This is a genomic window from Caulobacter sp. LjRoot300 (assembly GCF_964253875.1).
Lineage (GTDB): Bacteria > Pseudomonadota > Alphaproteobacteria > Caulobacterales > Caulobacteraceae > Caulobacter.
The window spans coordinates 212,982-231,385 of the sequence record NZ_CAXUSA020000001.1; the positions used below are offsets into that span (position 1 = coordinate 212,982).

An 18,404-nucleotide genomic window follows, 5' to 3' on the forward strand; every position below is an offset into this window, starting at 1 on the left:
GCCATCGGCTCGTGCGCCTCGCAGGCGGAACGGCCCGCCACGCGCCGGACATACGGGCGCTCCTCCTCGACCCTGAAAACACGACGCCGACCGGTGAATCTCGCCGAACGCGAACATCCGCCGCCGGGTTAGACCCGCGCGCGATGCTCCGCGCCCAGCGGCTCGCCGTCCCCAATCATTTTTGGCGCGCATGGCGCCATCCAGGAGCGCCGCCTTGATCGCCTATCTCGTCCTCGTTCACCGCTATCCCGAGCAGTTCAAACGCCTCTTCAAGGCCATCCACGATCCCGACAGCCACTACCTCGTGCACGTCGACAAGAATTCCGGCCCGGCCCTGGAGGCCGACATCCGCGGCTTCCTGGCGGCCTATCCCAACGCCGCTGTCCTGGAGAGCAAGAAGGCCCTGTGGGGCGGCTATAGCCTGGTCGACGCCGAACTGCGCGGCATGGCCAAGCTGCTCGAGATGGGCAAGGACTGGACCCACTTCATCAACCTCAGCGGCCAGGATTTCCCGCTGATGACCCAGAAGCGGATCAAGGCCTTCCTGACGCGTCACCGGGGCCAGGAATTCATCCGGGTGCTCGACCAGGCCAAGGTCCGGCCCGACACCATGGGTCGCGTGTTGCGGCATGTGGAGGAGCTGGGCGGCCGCATCATCGACACCCTGGCCACCCGCCTCTTCCTCGACGGCGCCACGCCCTACATCGGCACCCAGTGGAAGATCGTCAGCCGCGGGTTCTGCGACTTCGTCTGTCACGACCCGTCGGTCGAGCGCTACAAGGCGTTCTATCGCAACACCTTCATCGCCGACGAAGGCTTCTTCCAGACCGTGATCATGAACACCGCCGCCCATGGCGAGGTGATCAATGACGACAAGCGGATGATCGACTGGATTCCGGACGGCGACATCAAGCTGCGCCCCCGGACCTTCACGGCCGTCGACGCCGTGTCGCTGACGACCAGCACGGACCTTTTCGCGCGCAAGTTCGACGCCGAGGTCGACGGCGAGATTCTCGACATCCTCGAGGCCCACCTGCGGACCCAGGACGTCGCCAACAGGGATCAAGCGCCGGCCAAGACCCGGATCGTGGCCGCGAGCGAACTGCTGACCGCCTAGGACGATCCGGCGGACGGGAAACACCCGTCCGCCCTCTCGCCTACGTCTTCGAGCCCTTCGACGGTTCCGAGACCGTCGGCTTGGGCGTCCGCCTTCCCCCGACCAGCATCCCGCCCATCAGGGCGAAGGACAGCATGGCGTGGCTCATTCTCGATACGTTCATCGGCGGCGTCTCCCGTCAGCGCGTCGAGACAGAGCATGCGCCGACGCGGTCCCGACGCAACAGGAACAGTCCGAACCCTGACGAAATCCGCACACGGACAAACACGATCGCCTTGCGGCGCAAAGCCCTTGCCCGGCAAGAAAAAAGCGCCCGCGACGGCCTGTCGCGGGCGCTTTCGTCTTCGAGCCTCCGTCGTCCGTGGACGGCGTCAGGCGGCCTGGCTGCTCGCGGGCCCGAACGACAGCGATTCGTAGCGCTTCAGGTGGTGGTCGACCGAGCCGAACAGGCCCTCGATGATCGAGGCGCGCTTGAAGTAGTGGCCGATGGCCAGTTCGTCGGTCATGCCCATGCCGCCGTGGATCTGGATGGCGTTCTGGCCCACGAACTTGCAGGCCCGGCCGATGCGGACCTTGGCGGCCGACACGGCCTTGGCGCGCTCGGCGTCGCTTTCGTCCAGCTTGATCGTGGCCATGTAGGTCATCGACACGGCCTGTTCGACCTCGATGAACATGTCGACCATCCGGTGCTGCAGCACCTGGAAGTTGCTGATCGCCGTGCCGAACTGCTTGCGCTGCTTGGCGTAGTCCAGCGTGCCCTCGTGCAGCCTGCGCAGCACGCCCACGGCCTCGGCGCCGACGGCGGCCGTGGCCTCGTCGATCACCTTGTCAACCAGCGGCAGGCCGCCGCCCTCTTCGCCGACCAGGGCGTCGGCCGGGATCGAGACGTTCTCGAAATAGACCTCCGAGGCGCGGCCGCCGTCGACGGTGGGATAGTCGCGGGTGACGACGCCCGGCAGGCTCTTGTCGATCAGGAACACCGAGACCCCGCCGGCGTCGCGCTGGGCGCCGCCCGTGCGGGCCGTGACCACCAGGTGGGTGGCGAACGGCGCGCCGACCACCACGGCCTTGTGGCCGTTCAGGACATAGCCCGCGCCTTCCTTCCTCGCCGTGGTCTTCAAGTCGCGCCAGGTGTAGCGGGCCTGCGGCTCGGCATAGGCGAAGGCGATGGTGGTCGTGCCGGCCACGATCCCCTCGATCACCGACGCCGCCCCGGCGTAGCCCGAGTGCTTCATGAAGCCGCCGCCGATCACCACCGTGCCCAGATAGGGCTCGATGACCAGCGCCTTGCCGAACTCCTCCATGATGATCATGTTGTCGATCGCGCCGCCCCCCAGGCCGCCCAGCTCCTCGCTGAACGAGGCCCCCAGGATGCCCAGCTCCTCGGCGAAGGCCTTCCAGTAGTCGGCGCGCCAGCCGCTCTCCGACGCCACGATCTTGCGGCGGGTCTCGAAGTCGTACTTGTCCTGCAGGAAGCTCGCGACCGTGTCGCGGACCATCGACTGCTCTTCGGTGAAGTTGAAGTCCATGAGGCGGTTTCCTCTTATCGCTCCCCTCCCCCTTGCGGGGAGGGGTTGGGGGTGGGGGAGCCAGCGTCGAGGATCGAGATTACGCGCTGGACGGCGGTATGCGGGTCGTAGATGGCCAGCTCGTTTGGAATACGGATGACCGTATAGCCACGCGATTCAAGCCAGGATTGGCGTTCGGCGTCGCGGGACGCCACGTGGGGCAAGTCGTGAATTCCACCGTCCACCTCGATGATCACACGATGATGGTGGCAGACGAAGTCCACGACGTAGGGACCAAGGGAAGACTGGCGGCGAAAGTGCGATCCGGGGATCTCGACCTTTCGCAACGCCTTCCAGAACAGCTTTTCGGCCAGGGTCGGCTCGCGGCGCATTCGACGGGCTGCTCGATCGGCCCGCTCGGATGTGTGCAAAGGTCCTGGCGTTCGCGCTGACACCCCCACCCCCTACCCCCTCCCCGCAAGGGGGAGGGGAACATCAGACGCTCATGATTAGATCAAAGCCCCAGCACCATCTTGGCGATGATGTTGCGCTGGATCTCGTTGGAGCCTCCGTAGATCGAGGTCTTGCGGACGTTGAAATAGGTCGGGGCGGCGCGGTGGGCGAAGTCGGGGCCGATCGGGTGGGCGTTGTCGCCGTCGTTCGGGAAGCCGCGGAAGTACGGCGCGCCGTAGTGACCGGCGGCCTCCAGCACCAGCTCGGTGATCCGCTGCTGGATCTCGGTGCCCTTGATCTTCAGCAGCGAGGATTCCGGCCCCGGGCCCTTGCCGGCCGCCTCGCCGGCCAGGGTACGCAGTTCGGTGTATTCCAGGGCCGTCAGGTCGATCTCCAGGTCGGCGACCTTGCGCTTGAAGGCCGGGTCGGCCAGCAGCGGCTGGCCGTCGTCGCCCAGTTCCTCGGCGGCGATCTGGCGGATGCGCTCGATACCGCGCTTGGAGCGCGCCACGCCGGCGATGCCGCTACGCTCGTGGGCCAGCAGGAACTTGGCGCAGGTCCAGCCCTTGTTCTCCTCGTAGATGCGGTTCTCGACCGGCACCTTGACGTTCTCGAGCCAGACCTCGTTGACCTCGTGCTCGCCGCCCAGGGTGATGATCGGCCGCACGGTCACGCCCGGCGACTTCATGTCGATCAGCAGGAACGAGATGCCCTCCTGGATCTTAGCGGTCGGGTCGGTGCGGACCAGGCAGAAGATCCAGTCGCCGTGCTGGGCCAGGGTGGTCCAGGTCTTCTGGCCGTTGACCAGGTAGTACTCCTCGCCATCGTCGCCACGAATGCGCTCGGCCTTGGTCTTCAGGCTGGCCAGGTCCGACCCCGCGCCGGGCTCGGAATAGCCCTGGGCCCACCAGATGTCGCCCGACAGGGTCGGCGGCAGGAAGCGTTCCTTCTGCTCGGGGGTGGCGAAGGTGTAGATCACCGGCCCGACCATGTTGACGCCGAACGGCAGGATCGGCACGCAGTCGGCGCGGGCGGTCTCTTCCGACCAGATGTAGCGCTGCACCGAGGTCCAGCCCGGCCCGCCGTACTTCTCCGGCCAGGCCGGCGCCACCCAACCCTTCTTGGCCAGGACGCGGTGCCAGGACAGGAAGTCTTCCTTCGCCATTTCCTCGCCCTCCTCCTGCTTCTCGCGCAGGCCGGCGGGGTAGTTCTCGGCGATGAAGGCGCGGACCTCGTCGCGGAACGCGACGTCTTCGGGCGAGAAATCGAGGTTCATGGCGGACTCCCGGAAACCGGCCCTCTTCAAGGGGCCGTCTTTGGCTTTCGGGAGTCACCTTAGAGTTCGAACGAGCGTTTGGAAAGATGACCTTAGCGTCAACGTAAACAATGTTCAGGTGGTACTGGACCAGACAGGCCCTGCGTCCTTCGAGGCCCGCGACGCGGGCGCCTCAGGATGAGGGAATCGGTGCGAGCGGCATCGCGGAGTTCCTCATCCTGAGGTGTGAGCCGAAGGCGAGCCTCGAAGGACGCAGGGCGTCACCGAACCTCGCAGGCCAGCCGCACCAAAGCCAGGGCCGTCACGCCGCCGACGCCCTCCTCCTCGGCGATGTCCAGGTTGATCAGCGGCCGCTTGCCCAGCGCTTCCAACAGGCGGGCATGACCCTTGGCGGTTCCGACGTGGCCGGCCTGGCAGTGGGCGACCAGGGCCGGATCGATCGCGTGCAGCACCGCGGCGGCGGCGGCGGCGGCGTAGCCGTCCAGCAGGACGGGGATCTTCTGGACCCGTGCGGCCAGGATCGCCCCGACCAGGGCGGCGGTCTCGCGACCGCCCAGCTGGCGCAGGGCCTGCAGCGGATCGGACAGGTCATCCTCGCCGGCGGCGCGGGTCACGGCGGCGGCGACCGGTTCGGGCGCGTCGCTCCAGTCCGAGGCCTCGCCGCCGAACAGGGCCAGGGCGATGGCGCCGGCGGCGCGGTCGGTCTCGGCGGCGATCACGCCGGGGATCAGCAGGTCGGGCTGCTTGGCCAGCGCTTCCATGCCGAAGGCCATGGTCGCGGCGCATTCCTTCTCGCTCATCGACGCCTTGACGGCCGGGTCGGGCGTCGGGCGGTCGATGGCCAGGTCAAAGGCTTCCAGGCCCGCGCCCTGCGCACCGGCGATGCGGCAGACATTGGCCCCGCCGGCGGCCACGGCTTCCAGGCGCTCGCGAGCGTAGCCGCGCGGCCCCACGCCTTGGCGCGCCCCGGCATAGAGCGCGACGACCGGGCGCAGCACCGCCGGCGGGGTCTTGCCGGTCCAGGCCGTCAGCCAGGCCGAGATCGTGGCCAGGCGATCACCGCCCTCGAGGTCCGAGGTCGGAGCGGGCGGCGCGTCGGCGGCCAGCTTGCGGATGTCGTCGAAGGGCGAGGCGGCGGATGAGGAAGCGGTCATGAGGCGCGGGCTTAAGCCAGCCCGCGCCTCATGCAAAGTCCGGTTCGATCCGATCGCGGCCGTCAGGCGCCGGCTGGCGGCGCGGTCGAAGCCGTCGACGAGGCCTGGACCAGCGCCTTGCAGGCGCCGTCACGCTCGGCGATCAGCGACGCCTTGAGGGTGTCCTTGGCCTTGCCGGCCTGGGACTTGGCGGCCCGTTCGGCGGCGTCCACCCGTTCCTGGACAAGCGGGTCGCGGCTGCGGCCCTGGGTCTTCACGAAGGCCTGCAGGGCGCTCGCGTCCGAGGCGCCCAGGTTGGCCGCCTTGGCCAGGCCAAGGCAGCGCGCGGCCCGCACGAGTTCGCTGTCGCTGACGCGATCGGCGGCCAAGGCCGGCGCGGCCGCCGAAGCGGCGAACACAGCGGCGATGGTGAGACCAAGGATACGCATGATGACTCCTTTGATTTGGGAGATGACGGACGCTATCGACGCACGGGATCGCGCCGGAGCCGCTCTTGCGCGGCCTACCGGGAACGGCGACATATGGGGCATGAGTTCAACGCCCCTCGGCACGCTGGATCCGGCGCCCCGCCCTCCCCGCCCGATCGCGACGCCTTGCGTGAAGGTCTGCGCGGTGGATGGACAAAGCGGCTTTTGCCTGGGCTGCCGGCGAACCCTTCCGGAGATCGCCGGCTGGGCTCGGCTGAGCGACGAGGAGCGGGCGGCGATCATGGCCGACCTGCCTCGTCGCCCGGACCCGATGGCCAATCTGATGATCGGCCAGGGCTAAACGGTCCCTAGTTCGCGGTGTTCATCGCCGCGCCGGTGCTCGCGCCGCCCAGCCAGGCCGAGCAAGTGGTGGAACGTTCGGCGAGCAGTTTTTCCTTCTTGGCGCCGTCGGCCTTGTCGCCTTCCTTCTGCGCGCCCGAGATCTTGTTGTTGGCCGACGCGCGGACCGGCAGTTCGCGGCTGCCGGTTTCCTGTTTCAGGAACGCGTCGATGCCGGCGGTGTCCAGCTTGCCCAAGCCCTCCGAAGCAGCCAGGCCGCGGCAGCGGGCGGCTTGCAGGAACTGCGTGTTGCTGATTTCGGCGGCCTGGGCCGCTCCGGCCAGGCCGGAAAGCGCGACGGCGGCGGCGATGATGACCTTCTTCATGGCGTTGTTCCCTCAACAAGCACTGATTTGATGAACAGCCATATGCCGCCGAGACACCTCGAATTGAAGTTAAATCGAAGTCATATTGCACATTACTTGGATGTAACGTTAGCATTGGCAAGTATTACAGGTTTTTAATTTTCCACACACTCGACGATCTGTTAACTTTACTGAACTGTGAAGACCGCGATTCACGGGTTGAAAACCCATTCGCGACTATTCTCCCCGCAACGGCCGCAGAAGCGGTCAGCAAGCCGGTATGGCGGGGTGACTTCGATGTTCAAGTTCGCGGCCATCGCAATCGTAGGCGCGCTCTCGGCGATCGGGGCGGCGAAGGCCGTCGTGTCGCTGGACGACCCGCGCCAGCCGGACCTGCGCGGCCCCGCTCCCGCCGTGGCGACCGCCGACGACGGCGCCGCCCAGATCGTCAAGGCCGCCGACGGCCATTTCTGGGCCGAGGCCAAGGTCGACGGCCGCGCCGTGCGCTTCCTGATCGACACGGGCGCCACCGCCGTCGCGCTCAGCCAGACGGACGCCAAGCGGCTGGGCATCGACACCAAGGCCCTCGACTACAGCTACAAGGTCATGACCGCCTCGGGCGAAACCCGCGCCGCCTCGGTCAAGCTGGCCAGCGTCTCGGTGGCCGGCGCCCAGGTGCGCGACGTCGAGGCCCTGGTCGTCGAGAAGGGTCTGGAAACCTCGCTGCTGGGCATGAGCTATCTGGGCCGGCTGTCCAGCTTCCAGGCCACGCCGCGCGCCCTGGTCCTGCGCTCTTAGGGCTAGCTCGCGGCCGCTTCCAGCGTCCGGGCCTCGCGCGCGTCCATCGCCTGGCGGACGGCGGCCAGAGCGCGGTCGACCACGTCCAGCCCCGCCCCGGCCGCCACGCCCTCGACGGTCAGGATCCGGCGCCAGGCCCGCGCGCCCGGCAGGCCGTGGAACAGGCCCAGCATGTGACGGCTCATCGCCGCCAGATGCACACCCGCCGCCAGCTGGGCGGCCATGTAGGGCCTGTAGAGCTCCACCGCCTCGAATGCGTCGACATCGGCGACATCCTCGCCGAACACCCGGCGGTCGACCTGTCCCAGCAGGCCCGGCTCGTGATAGGCCGCCCGGCCCAGCATCGCCCCGTCCACATGCTCCAGTTGGGCCAGCGCCACGTCGAGATCGGGGATGCCGCCGTTGATCACGATCGTCAGGTCCGGGCGCTCGCGCTTGAGCCGGTGGACCAGTGGATAGTCCAGCGGCGGCACGTCGCGGTTCTCCTTCGGCGACAGCCCCTTCAGCCAGGCCTTTCGGGCGTGGACCACGAAGCCGGTGACGCCGGCCTGGGCCGACAGATCGACCAGCTCGAACAGGCTCTGTTCCGGGTCCTGGTCGTCGATGCCGATCCGGCACTTGACCGTCACCGGCACGGACACCGCCGCCGCCATGGCCGCCATGCAATCGGCCACCAGCCGCGGCTCGCGCATCAGGCAAGCCCCGAACCGGCCGCTCTGCACGCGGTCGGACGGACAGCCGACGTTCAGATTGATCTCGTCATAGCCCCAATCCTCGCCGATCTTGGCGGCGGCGGCCAGGTCGGCGGGTTCGGACCCGCCCAGCTGCAGCGCCACCGGATGCTGACCGGCGTCGAAACCCAGCAGCTTGTCGCGGTCGCCGTTCAGCACCGCGCCGCTGGTCACCATCTCGGAATAGAGCAGCGCCCGGCGCGACAGCACCCGGTGCAACGACCGGCAATGGCGGTCGCTCCAGTCCATCATCGGGGCAACGGCGAGCTTCGACATAAGAGTTTGACTTAATTCGCGATCTTCACTGGGCCGCCCATCTGGGGCGGCGCGCGATGAACTTCAAGGCGTCGGAGAATGTCGTGCGCCATAACACGCGCGACATCACTTGTGTATGCGTAGGCGGCACTTGCGTATGCGTAGGCGGCCTCACGGACGCCTATCCCGGGCCGCGACCTCGCCAGGATCAGGCGCGCTTTTCCTCGGGGCCGCCGGGTCGGCGCTTGCGCCAGGACGTCTCGATGTGCTCGCGCATCGCGCGGGCCGCCCCCTCGGAATCGCCGGCCACGATGGCTTCGTAGACCCGCTTGTGCGCTTCGTGGGTCGCCCGCACGTGATCGACGTTCAGCCGTCCGCTATAGCTGTAGGTCTTCACGGCCTTGCTCTGGATGCTGTCGATGATCGCCTTGCTCAGGCGGTCGCCGGACATCCGCATGATGATGTCGTGGAACAGGACGTCCTCGTGGACATAGGCCGCCGGCGTGTCGATCAGCCCTTCCAGCTTCTCGATTTGCCGGCCCAGCTGGGCGGCGGCTTCGGGGGTGATGTTGCGCGCGGCCTTGCCGGCCATGCTGGCCTCCAGCGAAGCGCGGATCTCCGACAGGTTGTCCAGATAGCTCAGCCCGTCCTCGCGCCGGAAAAGCGCGCTGAGGATCATCGGGTCCAGCAGGTTCCAGGACGACGGATCCTGGATGATCGTACCCCGCCCCTGCTGCGACACCACCAGACCCTTCTCCGTCAGGGCCGTCGTCGCCTCGCGCACCACCGTGCGGCTGACCTCGTACATGTCGCACAGGACGTTTTCCGGCGGCAGGGCCGAACCGGACGGATAGATTTCGGTGACGATCGCGTTGACCAGGTCCTCGACCACCGCGGCGGCCAGCCGAGGGCGACGCGCGGTTCTCGGGCCCGGAACGTTCGTCGAAACTGTCATGACCACCGCTTATCCCGCTGCCCTGTCCTAGGTCGCTATCGTATCACAAGACGAGATTCGAGACGCGCCCCCGCCTCTCGTGAGCCCGCCGCGAACCCTCAGTCAAGGGTTGCAATGCGAGAATTCATCATACATATTATGTGATCAAGGGGCCCAGGCCCAGACCGATGGGCCAAGAGACCACCCCATGAAGATTACCGGCCACCGCAGCCTGACGACGATCCACGATTGGGGGCGGCCCGTGGGCGACGTCAACGGCGTGGTCGAAGCCGGCGTGACGGAAGTGCCGATCCTGCTGCTCGAGACCGACGGCGGCCTGACCGGGGTGGGCCTGGGACAGCACGCCGACATCGACCGCGTCTTCCCCGCCGTGGAGGGCGAGGATCCGCGCGCGGTAACCGCCCTCTACGACCGCATGCTGGCCCATGTGTTCAAGAGCGGCCACGCCGGATCGACCTACGGGGCCATCGCCGCGGTGGACATGGCGCTGTGGGACCTGAAGGCCAAGATGGCCGACGAGCCGCTGTGGCGTACGCTGGGCGCGCGCAGCCGCTTCGTTCCCGGCTACGCCTCGGGCCTGTGCTACGGCCTGGAGGACGACGCGTTCCAGGCGCACTACGCCCTGTGGGCCGAGCGCGGCTTCACCGGCGCCAAGATCAAGGGCGGCCGCGACGTCGAGCGCGACGTTCGCCGCCTGACGATGGCCCGCGACATCCTCCGCCGCAACACCGAGCGCCCGGCCATGATGCTGGACGTCAACGAGTGCTGGAGCCGCAAGCAGGCCGTGCGCCACATCAGCGAAATCGAGGCGCGCGTCGACCTGACCTGGGTGGAGGAGCCCCTGCGCCGCTGGGACGCGGAAGGCCACGCCATCGTCAGCCGGGCGGTCAGGGCGGCCATCGCGACCGGCGAGAACCTGACGGGCCTCGACCAGTTCACGCCCCTGTTCGAGGCCAGGGCGGTCGACATCGTCCAGACGGGCAGCGTCTGGGGCGTCACCCATTTCAATCGCGTCGCCATGGCGGCCCACGCCCACAACCTGCCGGTCTCGCCGGTCGGCTACGACGCCAATCCGATCGCCCATGCGGCGGCGGCGGCGCCGAACATGGTCGGCATCGAGATCCAGGACTTCAACTTCCCTCTCGGCCTGGACGTGGACCAGCAGATCATGGACGGCGGCCTGGTCCTGGGCGACCGCCCGGGCCTGGGCGTGGAGGTGGACGAAGCGGCCATCGCCGCCAACCGCCTGAGCGGGACATGGTCCAGGCCGGGAGGCCCCCATGTCCGGCCCAGACGCGCCGGCCTGGGCCTGGTGCCCAACGGCCGCGCCGCCACAGAACGATAAGACGTCGCAAGACGCGATCGAGGAACGAACGGGATGATCAGCAACAGGCTCGGCGCGGAAGGGCCGCGCGTCTCGGTCCTGGCCCTGGGCGGGGCCTCGCTGGGCGGCGTCTATCACGCGGTGTCCCAGGCCCAGGCGAACCTGGTGGTGGCCGCGGCGCTGGAGGCCGGGGTCAACCTGATCGACGTGGCGCCCTATTACGGGGCGACGCGGGCCGAGACCGCGCTGGGCGCGGCCCTGCGCGGCGTCCCGCGCGACGACTTCGTGCTGATGACCAAGGTCGGTCGCCAGGGCGACAAGTCATGGGACTTCTCGCGCGAGGCCGTCCTGCGCGGCCTGGACGAAAGCCGCCGGCGGCTGGGCGTGGACCGGATCGACGTCCTGCAATGCCATGACATCGAATACGGCGACCACCGGCAATTGCTGGACGAGGCCCTGCCCGCCCTTCGCGAGCTCAAGGCCCAGGGCGTGATCGGGCGGATCGGCGTCACCGGCTACGACCTGGCCCTGCTGGAAGAGATTGCTCTCGCCGAGGCGGTCGACACGGTGATGGCCTATTGCACCTACACCCTTCAGGACCAGCGCCTGGCGCCGGTCGCCCGACGCCTGGCGGCGCGGGGCGTGGCGGTGTTCAACGCCTCGCCGCTGGGCATGGGGCTGCTGACAGCCGACGGACCGCCCGACTGGCACCCGGCCCACGACCGCGTCCGGGACGCGGCGATGGCGGCGGCGCGGCGCTGCCGGGCGCTGGGCGCGGACCTGTCGTTCGTCGCCCTGCAGTTCGCGCTGCGGACGGCGGCGGAAGCCGGCGTCGTCTCGACCGTGGTCGGCATGTCCAGGCCCGAGAACCTCCGCCAGAACATCGCCGCCCTGACGACGCCGATCGACCCCGAGGCCCTGGCCGCCGTCCAGGACGTCCTGGCGCCGGTGCAGGATCTCGGCTGGGATCTACTGCCCGGCCATGGCGGCAAGGCGGGCGCATGATCGACGCCCATCTGCATCTGTGGGATCCCGTCCTCCTGGACTACGGCTGGCTGCAACACGTCCCCTCCATCGCGGGCCCGCGAGGCCCGCGGGACTGGGCGGCGCAACGAACCGGCGTGCGCCAGGCCGTCTTCGTCCAGGCCGACTGCGCGCCCGGCCAGGCGCTGGACGAGATCGACTGGGTCGCGGGCCTGGCCCATCCCGACCTGGAAATCCTCGGCATCGTCGCCTTCGCGCCGCTCGAGCTGGGCGAGGCGGTCGCGCCGCATCTCGGCGCCTTGCGCCAGCGCCCGAAGGTTCGCGGCGTGCGGCGCTCGGTGCAGAACGAGACCGACGCCTTCATCGCTGATCGGCGCCACCTCGACGGCCTGATCGCCGCCGCCCGCCAGGGCCTGACGATCGACCTCTGCGCCCGCGACCGTCAGCTGCCGCTGCTGGTCGACCTGCTCGGGAGACTGTTTGAGCGCCAGCCCGACGCCCGCGTGGCGCTCGACCATCTGGGCAAGCCCGACATCGCCGCTCACGCCGGCGATATCGACGGCGCTGGTTGGGCCGACAGCCTGCGGGTCCTGGCCGGCTTTCCGAACCTGTCGGCCAAGATCTCGGGCCTGACGACCCAGGACCATTGGTCCGGCGGGCGGGACGAGACCCTGCGCCCCTATATCGACCACGCCCTGGCCTGTTTCGGCCCTGAGCGCCTGATGTTCGGCGGCGACTGGCCGGTCGTCGACCTGGCCGGCGGCTACGCCCGCTGGCGCGCCGTTTTCGAGGCGGCGACCGCCGCCCTTTCCCCGTGCGACCGGCTTCGGATCGACTCCGAAACCGCCTCCGCCTTCTATGCCCTGGCGCCGGAGCGCCCGCAGGAGACGCTCCCATGACCCTCGACACCGCCGTACCCGTCGCGACCAAGGCCGGCGTCGGCCGCAGGCGCCTGCAGCTGTCGCTGATGGTCAACTTCTTCCTGCTGATGGCGCTCTACAGCGGCGTGCTGGGGGTGCTGCTGCCCAACCAGATCGCCGCCCTGAACCCCGGCCAGAAGGCCAACAACCTGGCCCTGATGTTCGCCGTCACCTCGGTGTTCTCGACCCTGACCACGCCGATCGCCGGGGCCTTGTCGGACCGCACTCGCACCCGCTGGGGCCGGCGTTCGCCCTGGATCGCGATCGCCTCCCTGGTCGGATCGCTGTGCCTGTTCGGCGTCTCGTGGCAGACCAGCTTCTGGTCGCTGATGGTCCTGTGGGTGATGGCGACCGTGGCCTACAATTCGATGCAGCCGGCCATGACAACGGTGATCGCCGACCGCTTCGCCCCGGAGACGCGCGGCGTGGTGTCGGGCGTCGTCGGCGCGGGCATGACCGCGGGCCTGACCGCCGGCACGGTGGTCGCCGGCTACCTGGCCGGGGCGCGGGTGCTGGCCTATGGACTGTTCGCCGTGGCCATCGCCGTGTCGTGCCTGGCCTTCGTGCTGATCAACCGCGAGCCCTCCAGCGCCGGCGCCCCCGCCCGCCCGTTCTCCTGGAAAGCCTTCGCCGCCAGCTTCTGGATCAGCCCCAAGGACCATCCGGACTTCGCCTGGGCCTTCGCCGGACGCTTCACGGTCTATATGGGCTACCAGGCGGTGGCGGCCTATCTGCTGTACATCCTGCGCGACTATATCGGCCTGTCGGACGCCGGCTCCAACATAGCCATCGCCAACCTGGCGATCCTGACCCTGGTCTGCCTGATCGTCTCGTCCCTGGCCTCGGGCTTCCTTTCCGACCGTCTGCAGCGGCGCAAGCCGTTCGTCGTGGCCGCGAGCCTGATCATGGGCTGCGCCATGGTCGCGCCGCTGGCGCTGCCGACCATGACCGGCATGTGGATCTACGCCGGCGCGATCGGCGTGGGCTACGGCATGTTCATGTCGATCGACATGGCCCTGATGACCCAGGTGCTGCCCAAGTCCGCGGTCGGCGACGAGGGCAAGGACCTGGGGGTGCTGACCACGGCGGTGAATATCCCGCAGATCATCAGCCCGGTGATGGCCGCCGTGCTGCTGCACCTGTTCAACAACAACTACGCCGCCATCTTCATCGCCGCGATCCTGTTCGTCTTCAGCTCGGCCTTCCTGGTTGCCCCGATCAAGTCGGTGCGCTGATCTGAAAATTCATAAGATGTATGATGATAATTTGACATACGTCTTATCCAGAATTAGCGTCGAGATAAGGCCGGTAAACCGGCCATCGGGGTAGAAACGACAGGATCCGAGGATGTCCACCAAGACCACCATGCTGGCCGCCACCGCGCTGGGCCTGATCGGCGCCTGGGCGCTTCCCGCGACGGCCGGGGCGCAGGACGCCCCGCCCGGTTCCGCCCCGAGCGCCGACACCGTGGAGGCGGTCGTCGTCACCGGCATCCGCGCCAGTCAGCAGCAATCGATCGACATCAAGCGCCAGGCCGTCGGGGTCGTGGACTCCATCGCCTCGGAGGACCTGGGCAAGCTGCCCGACCAGAACGTCGCCGAGTCGCTGCAGCGCATCGCCGGCGTGACCATCGAGCGCAATCGGGGCGAAGGCCGCTACGTCTCGGTGCGCGGCTTCGGCCCGAAGTTCAACGCCGTCACCGTCAACGGCCGCACCCTGGCCACCGACAACAACGGCCGCGAGTTCTCGTTCGACGTGCTGCCGTCCGAGATCATCTCCGGCGCCGACGTCTACAAGTCACCGCAGGCCAACATCAACGGCGCCTCGATCGGCGCGACCATCGACGTGCGCACCCTGCGCCCGCTCGAACAGCGCAAGCCCTTCAGCCTCGCCGGCTCGGTCGGCTCGACTTGGGCCGAACTGCGCGACACCAACAATCCCGAGGCCTCGGGCGTGGTCAGCTGGCGCAACGCGGATCGCACCCTGGGCGCGGCCCTGTCGGTCTCCTATTCGAAACAGAAGGTGCGCGACGACGAATTCACGATCGGCGCGGGCCACGTGCATCGCTCGAGCACGGACTCCTACTACAATCTGGCCGGCGTTCCCGGCGGCCGCCTCGGCCCGGGCGTCGCGCCGTTCAGCAACGTCTCGATGCCGTCCAACCTGTCGCCGTTCTTCTTCGAGCGCGACAAGAAGATGACCGGCCTGAACGGCGTGGTGCAATACAAGCCGACCGACCGCCTGACCGTCAGCCTCGACGCCCTGTACGCCAAGGCCGACATCATCGAACAGCAGACCGGCCTGGCCTACGACTTCGCCGGCGGATCGCTGGTCGAGCAGGACGTCCAGGGCGGCGAAGCGGTCTTCCAGCGCTACCAGGGCGGCTTCGTCGACCAGATCATCCAGTACGACCACCGCAAGGTCACCACCGACCAGCTGGGCCTGAACGTCAAGTGGCAGGCCACCGACGACCTGACGATCGCGTTCGACGCCTCGACCTCCAAGGCCGAACGGCGCGGCAAGGAAGACAGCGACTTCACCACCATCCGGCGCAAGAACGTCGACACCTGGTTCGACCGCCGCGGCGGCAGCCCGATGTATTCCTACGGCTTCACCAGCCCGACCTACGCCGACGCGGCGACCAACCCGCAGGGCGTCACGGCCCACTACTACATCTGGGGCGGTGGTTCCGACGTCGACGACGAGATCGAGGAATACAAGGTCGACGCCGCGTGGAAGCCGCCGGGGGCGGTGTCGGTCAGCGCGGGCTTCTCGGCCCAGAACCGCACCAAGACCATCACCTCCAACGAGATGCCGTTCGGCGAGCAGTGCGCCTATTGCGACTCCAACCAGCTCCTGCCGACGTCGCTGTTCCAGCCGACGAACCGCAATTTCTTCAACGGCCAGTACGGCGACAAGATCATCCACGACTGGCTGATCTACGATCCCCGCGCGCTGATCCTGCAGGTCAAGGAGTACGCCACCCGCGACGGCAAGGCGTTCAACCAGGCCGTCTACTCCCCGTCGGGCTCGTCGGTGGTCGATGAGAAGGTGCTGCTGGGCTACCTGATGACCGACATCAAGACGGACCTGGGCTCCATGCCCCTGGCCATCAACCTGGGCGTCCGGATCGAGGACACCGACTACACCTCGTCAGGCGCCTCGCGCACGGTGACCAGCGCCAAGCCGAACGGGGCTGGCCAGAACATCATCACCGTCTCGCCCGTGGTCCCGGTCAGCTTCGACGGCCACTACACCGACATCCTGCCGTCGGTGAACGCCCGCCTGAACCTGACCGACGACCTGATCCTGCGCCTGGCCGCCTCGCGCGTGATGACCCGTCCGACCCTGTCGGACCTGTCGCCGCGCCAGTCCATCCAGACCAATCCCGGCAACGAGACGATCAAGCGCGGCAACCCCGACCTGCAGCCGTTCCGCGCCACCCAGATCGAGGGCGGCCTGGAATGGTACTTCGACGACCTGTCGCTGCTGTCGGTCGCGGCCTTCTACAAGAACATCGACTCGTTCGTGACCCTGGTCACCACGCCCCAGAAGGTCGACCAGGTGACCTTCCAGGTCACCGTGCCCGACAACGGCGACGGCGCGGTGGTGAAGGGCTTCGAGCTGGGCTACCGCCAGGTGTTCGGCCAGCTGCCCGCGCCATTCGACGGCCTGGGCGTGCAGACCAGCTTCACCTACGCCGAGTCCAACGCCAACTACACCAACACCGTCGCCAACGTGTCGTACGGCTTGGAGGGGCTGTCGAAGTACTCCTACAGCCTGGTCGGCTTCTACGAGAAGGGTCCCATCCAGGCCCGCGTGGCCTATACCTGGCGCGACAAGTTCCTGCAGGTCGCCTCGGGCCGTAACGGCGAGCCGGAATATTTCGACAGCTACGGCCAGCTGGACGTCGGGGCGTCCTACAACGTCACCGACCACTTCACGGTGTTCATCGACGGCCTGAACCTGACCGACGAAGACGAGTTCATCTATTCGGTCACGCCCGACCGCACCAAGGAGTTCCGCACCACTGGCCGGCGCGTCGCCGGCGGGGTCCGCGTGCGCTTCTAGATCCCCTTCCCTCCTGCCGATCAAGGCCGCCGCACCCCGCTCGTCGTGGTGCGGTTTTTCTTTTAGCGGACTGGCGGACGGCCTTGACGCACACGCCTCCGGCCACTAGCAAACATAATACGTCTTATGTTTCAGGATGGATCGATGAGGCTCGCGGGGAAGACGGCGCTGGTGACGGCGGCGGCGCAAGGGATCGGCCGGGCGACGGCGGAGGCGTTCCAGCGCGAGGGCGCGACCGTGATCGCCGCCGACATCCGCATCGAGCCCCTGGCCGACGCCGAGGACCTGATCGTGCGCCGGCTGGACGTCACTGACCGCGAGGCGATCCGGGCGATCGCCGAGGAGTTCCCGCAGGTGGACGTGCTCTACAATTGCGCTGGCTTCGTCCACGCCGGCACGATCCTGGACTGCGACGAGGACGACTGGGCGTTTTCCAACGGCCTGAACGTTACCGCCCAGTACCGTATGATCCGCGCCTTCCTGCCGGGCATGATCCGCAACGGCGGCGGATCGATCATCAACATGTCGTCGATCGCCTCGTCGATCAAAGGCGTGCCCAACCGCTTCGCCTACGGCGCGACCAAGGCCGCGGTGATCGGCCTGACCAAGTCGGTGGCCGCCGACTTCGTGGCCAAGGGCGTGCGCTGCAACGCCATCTGTCCCGGCACCGTCGAGACCCCGTCCCTGCTGCAGCGCCTGCGCGACACCGGCGACTTCGACAAGGCCTATGCCGAGTTCACCGCCCGCCAGGCCATGGGTCGCTTCGGCCGCGTCGAGGAGCTGGCCGCCCTCGCCGTCTACCTGGCCTCGGACGAGTCCGCCTTTACAACAGGTACCGCTAACGTCATCGACGGCGGCTGGGTCAACTAGGCCCGGACAAAAGGAACACACCCATGAAACTGCTCCGCTTCGGCACGGCCGGCCAGGAAAAGCCCGGCGTTCTGGATTCCCAGGGCCGGGTGCGCGACCTCAGCGGCGTGGTGGCCGATATCGACGGCGCGGCCTTGTCCGACGAGTCGCTGGCCCGTCTTCGCGCCCTAGACCTGGACGCCCTGCCCCTCGCGCCCGAAGGCGTGCGCTACGGCCCTTGCGTGGGCAAGGTCGGCAAGTTCCTGTGCATCGGCCTGAACTACGCCGACCATGCCGCCGAATCCGGCCTGCCGATCCCGGACGAGCCGGTGCTGTTCACCAAGGCCATCTCGGCGATCACCGGCCCCAACGACACGGTACTGAAGCCGCGCGGCTCGACCAAGCTGGACTGGGAGGTCGAGCTGGGCGTCGTCATCGGCAAGACCGCCAGCTATGTCGAGGAAGCGGACGCCGAAGCGCATATCGCCGGCTATTGCGTGATCAACGACGTTTCCGAGCGCGCCTTCCAGATCGAGCGCGGCGGCACCTGGGACAAGGGCAAGGGCTGCGACACCTTCGGTCCTATCGGCCCCTGGCTGGTGACGCGCGACGAGATCGCCGATCCGGCGAGCCTGAAGATGTGGCTGACCGTCAACGGCAAGACGTTCCAGAACGGCTCCACCGCCACGATGATCTTCAAGCCGGCCTTCATCGTCGCCTATGTCTCGCAGTTCATGACCCTTCACCCCGGCGACGTCATCTCCACCGGCACGCCCCCGGGCGTGGGGCTGGGACAACGGCCGGAGGTCTATCTGGACGTCGGCGACGTGATGGAGCTGGGCATCGACGGCCTGGGCCAGCAACGACAGGTCGTCGGCCAGGCCTGACGGAACGCGGG

At 68.0% G+C, this 18,404-nt stretch carries 19 protein-coding genes and 1 pseudogene; 10 read left to right on the forward strand and 10 right to left on the reverse strand.

From position 1 onward, the window contains the following. Positions 1–190: 190 nt before the first annotated feature. Entirely contained in the window at positions 191–1,117 is a 927-nt protein-coding gene (locus ACSQ2G_RS01055) for a beta-1,6-N-acetylglucosaminyltransferase (protein ID WP_436027553.1), read from the forward strand. 40 nt (positions 1,118–1,157) lie between these two features. Here the strand turns inward: ACSQ2G_RS01055 and ACSQ2G_RS01060 are convergent, their stop codons facing one another. The 7 genes and pseudogenes from ACSQ2G_RS01060 to ACSQ2G_RS01090 all read right to left on the reverse strand — a co-directional run bounded on the left by ACSQ2G_RS01060 (position 1,158) and on the right by ACSQ2G_RS01090 (position 5,936). Next, positions 1,158–1,280, reverse strand: a complete 123-nt coding sequence (locus ACSQ2G_RS01060; protein ID WP_310081553.1) for a hypothetical protein — start codon at positions 1,278–1,280, stop codon at positions 1,158–1,160. A 208-nt stretch (positions 1,281–1,488) separates the two neighbouring features. Then, positions 1,489–2,646 carry an acyl-CoA dehydrogenase family protein gene (locus ACSQ2G_RS01065; protein ID WP_436027555.1) on the reverse strand — a complete coding sequence of 386 codons (1,158 nt, stop codon included), beginning with the start codon at positions 2,644–2,646 and terminating at the stop codon, positions 1,489–1,491. 14 nt (positions 2,647–2,660) lie between these two features. Next, entirely contained in the window at positions 2,661–3,086 is a 426-nt protein-coding gene (locus tag ACSQ2G_RS01070; RefSeq protein WP_436027556.1) for an endonuclease domain-containing protein, read from the reverse strand. 53 nt (positions 3,087–3,139) lie between these two features. After that, positions 3,140–4,354, reverse strand: coding sequence for an acyl-CoA dehydrogenase family protein (locus ACSQ2G_RS01075; RefSeq protein WP_436027558.1), 1,215 nt, complete (start codon positions 4,352–4,354; stop codon positions 3,140–3,142). Between the two features lie 114 nt (positions 4,355–4,468). Beyond that, positions 4,469–4,614 (reverse strand): annotated as a pseudogene (locus ACSQ2G_RS01080) (hypothetical protein); the annotation flags it as partial. Next, positions 4,615–5,508 carry a nicotinate-nucleotide--dimethylbenzimidazole phosphoribosyltransferase gene (locus ACSQ2G_RS01085; protein WP_436027560.1) on the reverse strand — a complete coding sequence of 298 codons (894 nt, stop codon included), beginning with the start codon at positions 5,506–5,508 and terminating at the stop codon, positions 4,615–4,617. Positions 5,509–5,570: 62 nt separating this feature from the next. Continuing rightward, on the reverse strand, positions 5,571–5,936 hold the full coding sequence (locus ACSQ2G_RS01090; protein WP_436027562.1) for a hypothetical protein: 366 nt from the start codon (positions 5,934–5,936) through the stop codon (positions 5,571–5,573). 100 nt (positions 5,937–6,036) lie between these two features. On the opposite strand from ACSQ2G_RS01090, the gene ACSQ2G_RS01095 reads away from it, so the two are divergent. Next, positions 6,037–6,276: a DUF1289 domain-containing protein gene (locus tag ACSQ2G_RS01095; protein WP_436027564.1), complete on the forward strand. Its 240-nt coding sequence runs from the start codon at positions 6,037–6,039 to the stop codon at positions 6,274–6,276. Positions 6,277–6,283: 7 nt separating this feature from the next. On the opposite strand, the gene ACSQ2G_RS01100 is transcribed toward ACSQ2G_RS01095, so the two are convergent. Next, a complete protein-coding gene (locus ACSQ2G_RS01100) occupies positions 6,284–6,640 on the reverse strand; it encodes a hypothetical protein (RefSeq protein WP_436027566.1) in 357 nt (118 codons plus the stop codon). A gap of 276 nt (positions 6,641–6,916) precedes the next feature. Here ACSQ2G_RS01100 and ACSQ2G_RS01105 point away from each other — a divergent pair, with 276 nt between their 5' ends. Further along, positions 6,917–7,417: a TIGR02281 family clan AA aspartic protease gene (locus tag ACSQ2G_RS01105; protein ID WP_436027568.1), complete on the forward strand. Its 501-nt coding sequence runs from the start codon at positions 6,917–6,919 to the stop codon at positions 7,415–7,417. Positions 7,418–7,419: 2 nt separating this feature from the next. Here the strand turns inward: ACSQ2G_RS01105 and dusA are convergent, their stop codons facing one another. After that, positions 7,420–8,424: a tRNA dihydrouridine(20/20a) synthase DusA gene (dusA, locus tag ACSQ2G_RS01110; protein WP_436027570.1), complete on the reverse strand. Its 1,005-nt coding sequence runs from the start codon at positions 8,422–8,424 to the stop codon at positions 7,420–7,422. A 187-nt stretch (positions 8,425–8,611) separates the two neighbouring features. Continuing rightward, positions 8,612–9,358 (reverse strand): FadR/GntR family transcriptional regulator, encoded by a 747-nt coding sequence (locus ACSQ2G_RS01115; RefSeq protein WP_436027572.1) that lies wholly within the window; start codon positions 9,356–9,358, stop codon positions 8,612–8,614. Between the two features lie 187 nt (positions 9,359–9,545). On the opposite strand from ACSQ2G_RS01115, the gene ACSQ2G_RS01120 reads away from it, so the two are divergent. From ACSQ2G_RS01120 to ACSQ2G_RS01150, 7 genes are all read left to right on the forward strand, one after another. Further along, positions 9,546–10,703 (forward strand): mandelate racemase/muconate lactonizing enzyme family protein, encoded by a 1,158-nt coding sequence (locus ACSQ2G_RS01120; RefSeq protein ID WP_436027574.1) that lies wholly within the window; start codon positions 9,546–9,548, stop codon positions 10,701–10,703. Positions 10,704–10,736: 33 nt separating this feature from the next. Then, positions 10,737–11,687 carry an aldo/keto reductase gene (locus ACSQ2G_RS01125; protein WP_436027576.1) on the forward strand — a complete coding sequence of 317 codons (951 nt, stop codon included), beginning with the start codon at positions 10,737–10,739 and terminating at the stop codon, positions 11,685–11,687. Next, complete coding sequence (locus ACSQ2G_RS01130) at positions 11,684–12,565, forward strand: amidohydrolase family protein (protein ID WP_436027577.1); 882 nt, start codon at positions 11,684–11,686, stop codon at positions 12,563–12,565. Before ACSQ2G_RS01125 ends, ACSQ2G_RS01130 begins: the two co-directional genes overlap by 4 nt. Further along, positions 12,562–13,821: an MFS transporter gene (locus tag ACSQ2G_RS01135; RefSeq protein WP_436027579.1), complete on the forward strand. Its 1,260-nt coding sequence runs from the start codon at positions 12,562–12,564 to the stop codon at positions 13,819–13,821. Before ACSQ2G_RS01130 ends, ACSQ2G_RS01135 begins: the two co-directional genes overlap by 4 nt. A 112-nt stretch (positions 13,822–13,933) precedes the next feature. After that, entirely contained in the window at positions 13,934–16,657 is a 2,724-nt protein-coding gene (locus ACSQ2G_RS01140; RefSeq protein WP_436027580.1) for a TonB-dependent receptor, read from the forward strand. Positions 16,658–16,801: 144 nt separating this feature from the next. Then, the gene (locus ACSQ2G_RS01145) at positions 16,802–17,527 is read left to right on the forward strand and encodes an SDR family oxidoreductase (RefSeq protein WP_436027582.1); all 726 of its coding nucleotides are present in this window, start codon (positions 16,802–16,804) and stop codon (positions 17,525–17,527) included. Positions 17,528–17,550: 23 nt separating this feature from the next. Continuing rightward, a complete protein-coding gene (locus ACSQ2G_RS01150; protein ID WP_436027584.1) occupies positions 17,551–18,393 on the forward strand; it encodes a fumarylacetoacetate hydrolase family protein in 843 nt (280 codons plus the stop codon). Positions 18,394–18,404: the final 11 nt, after the last annotated feature.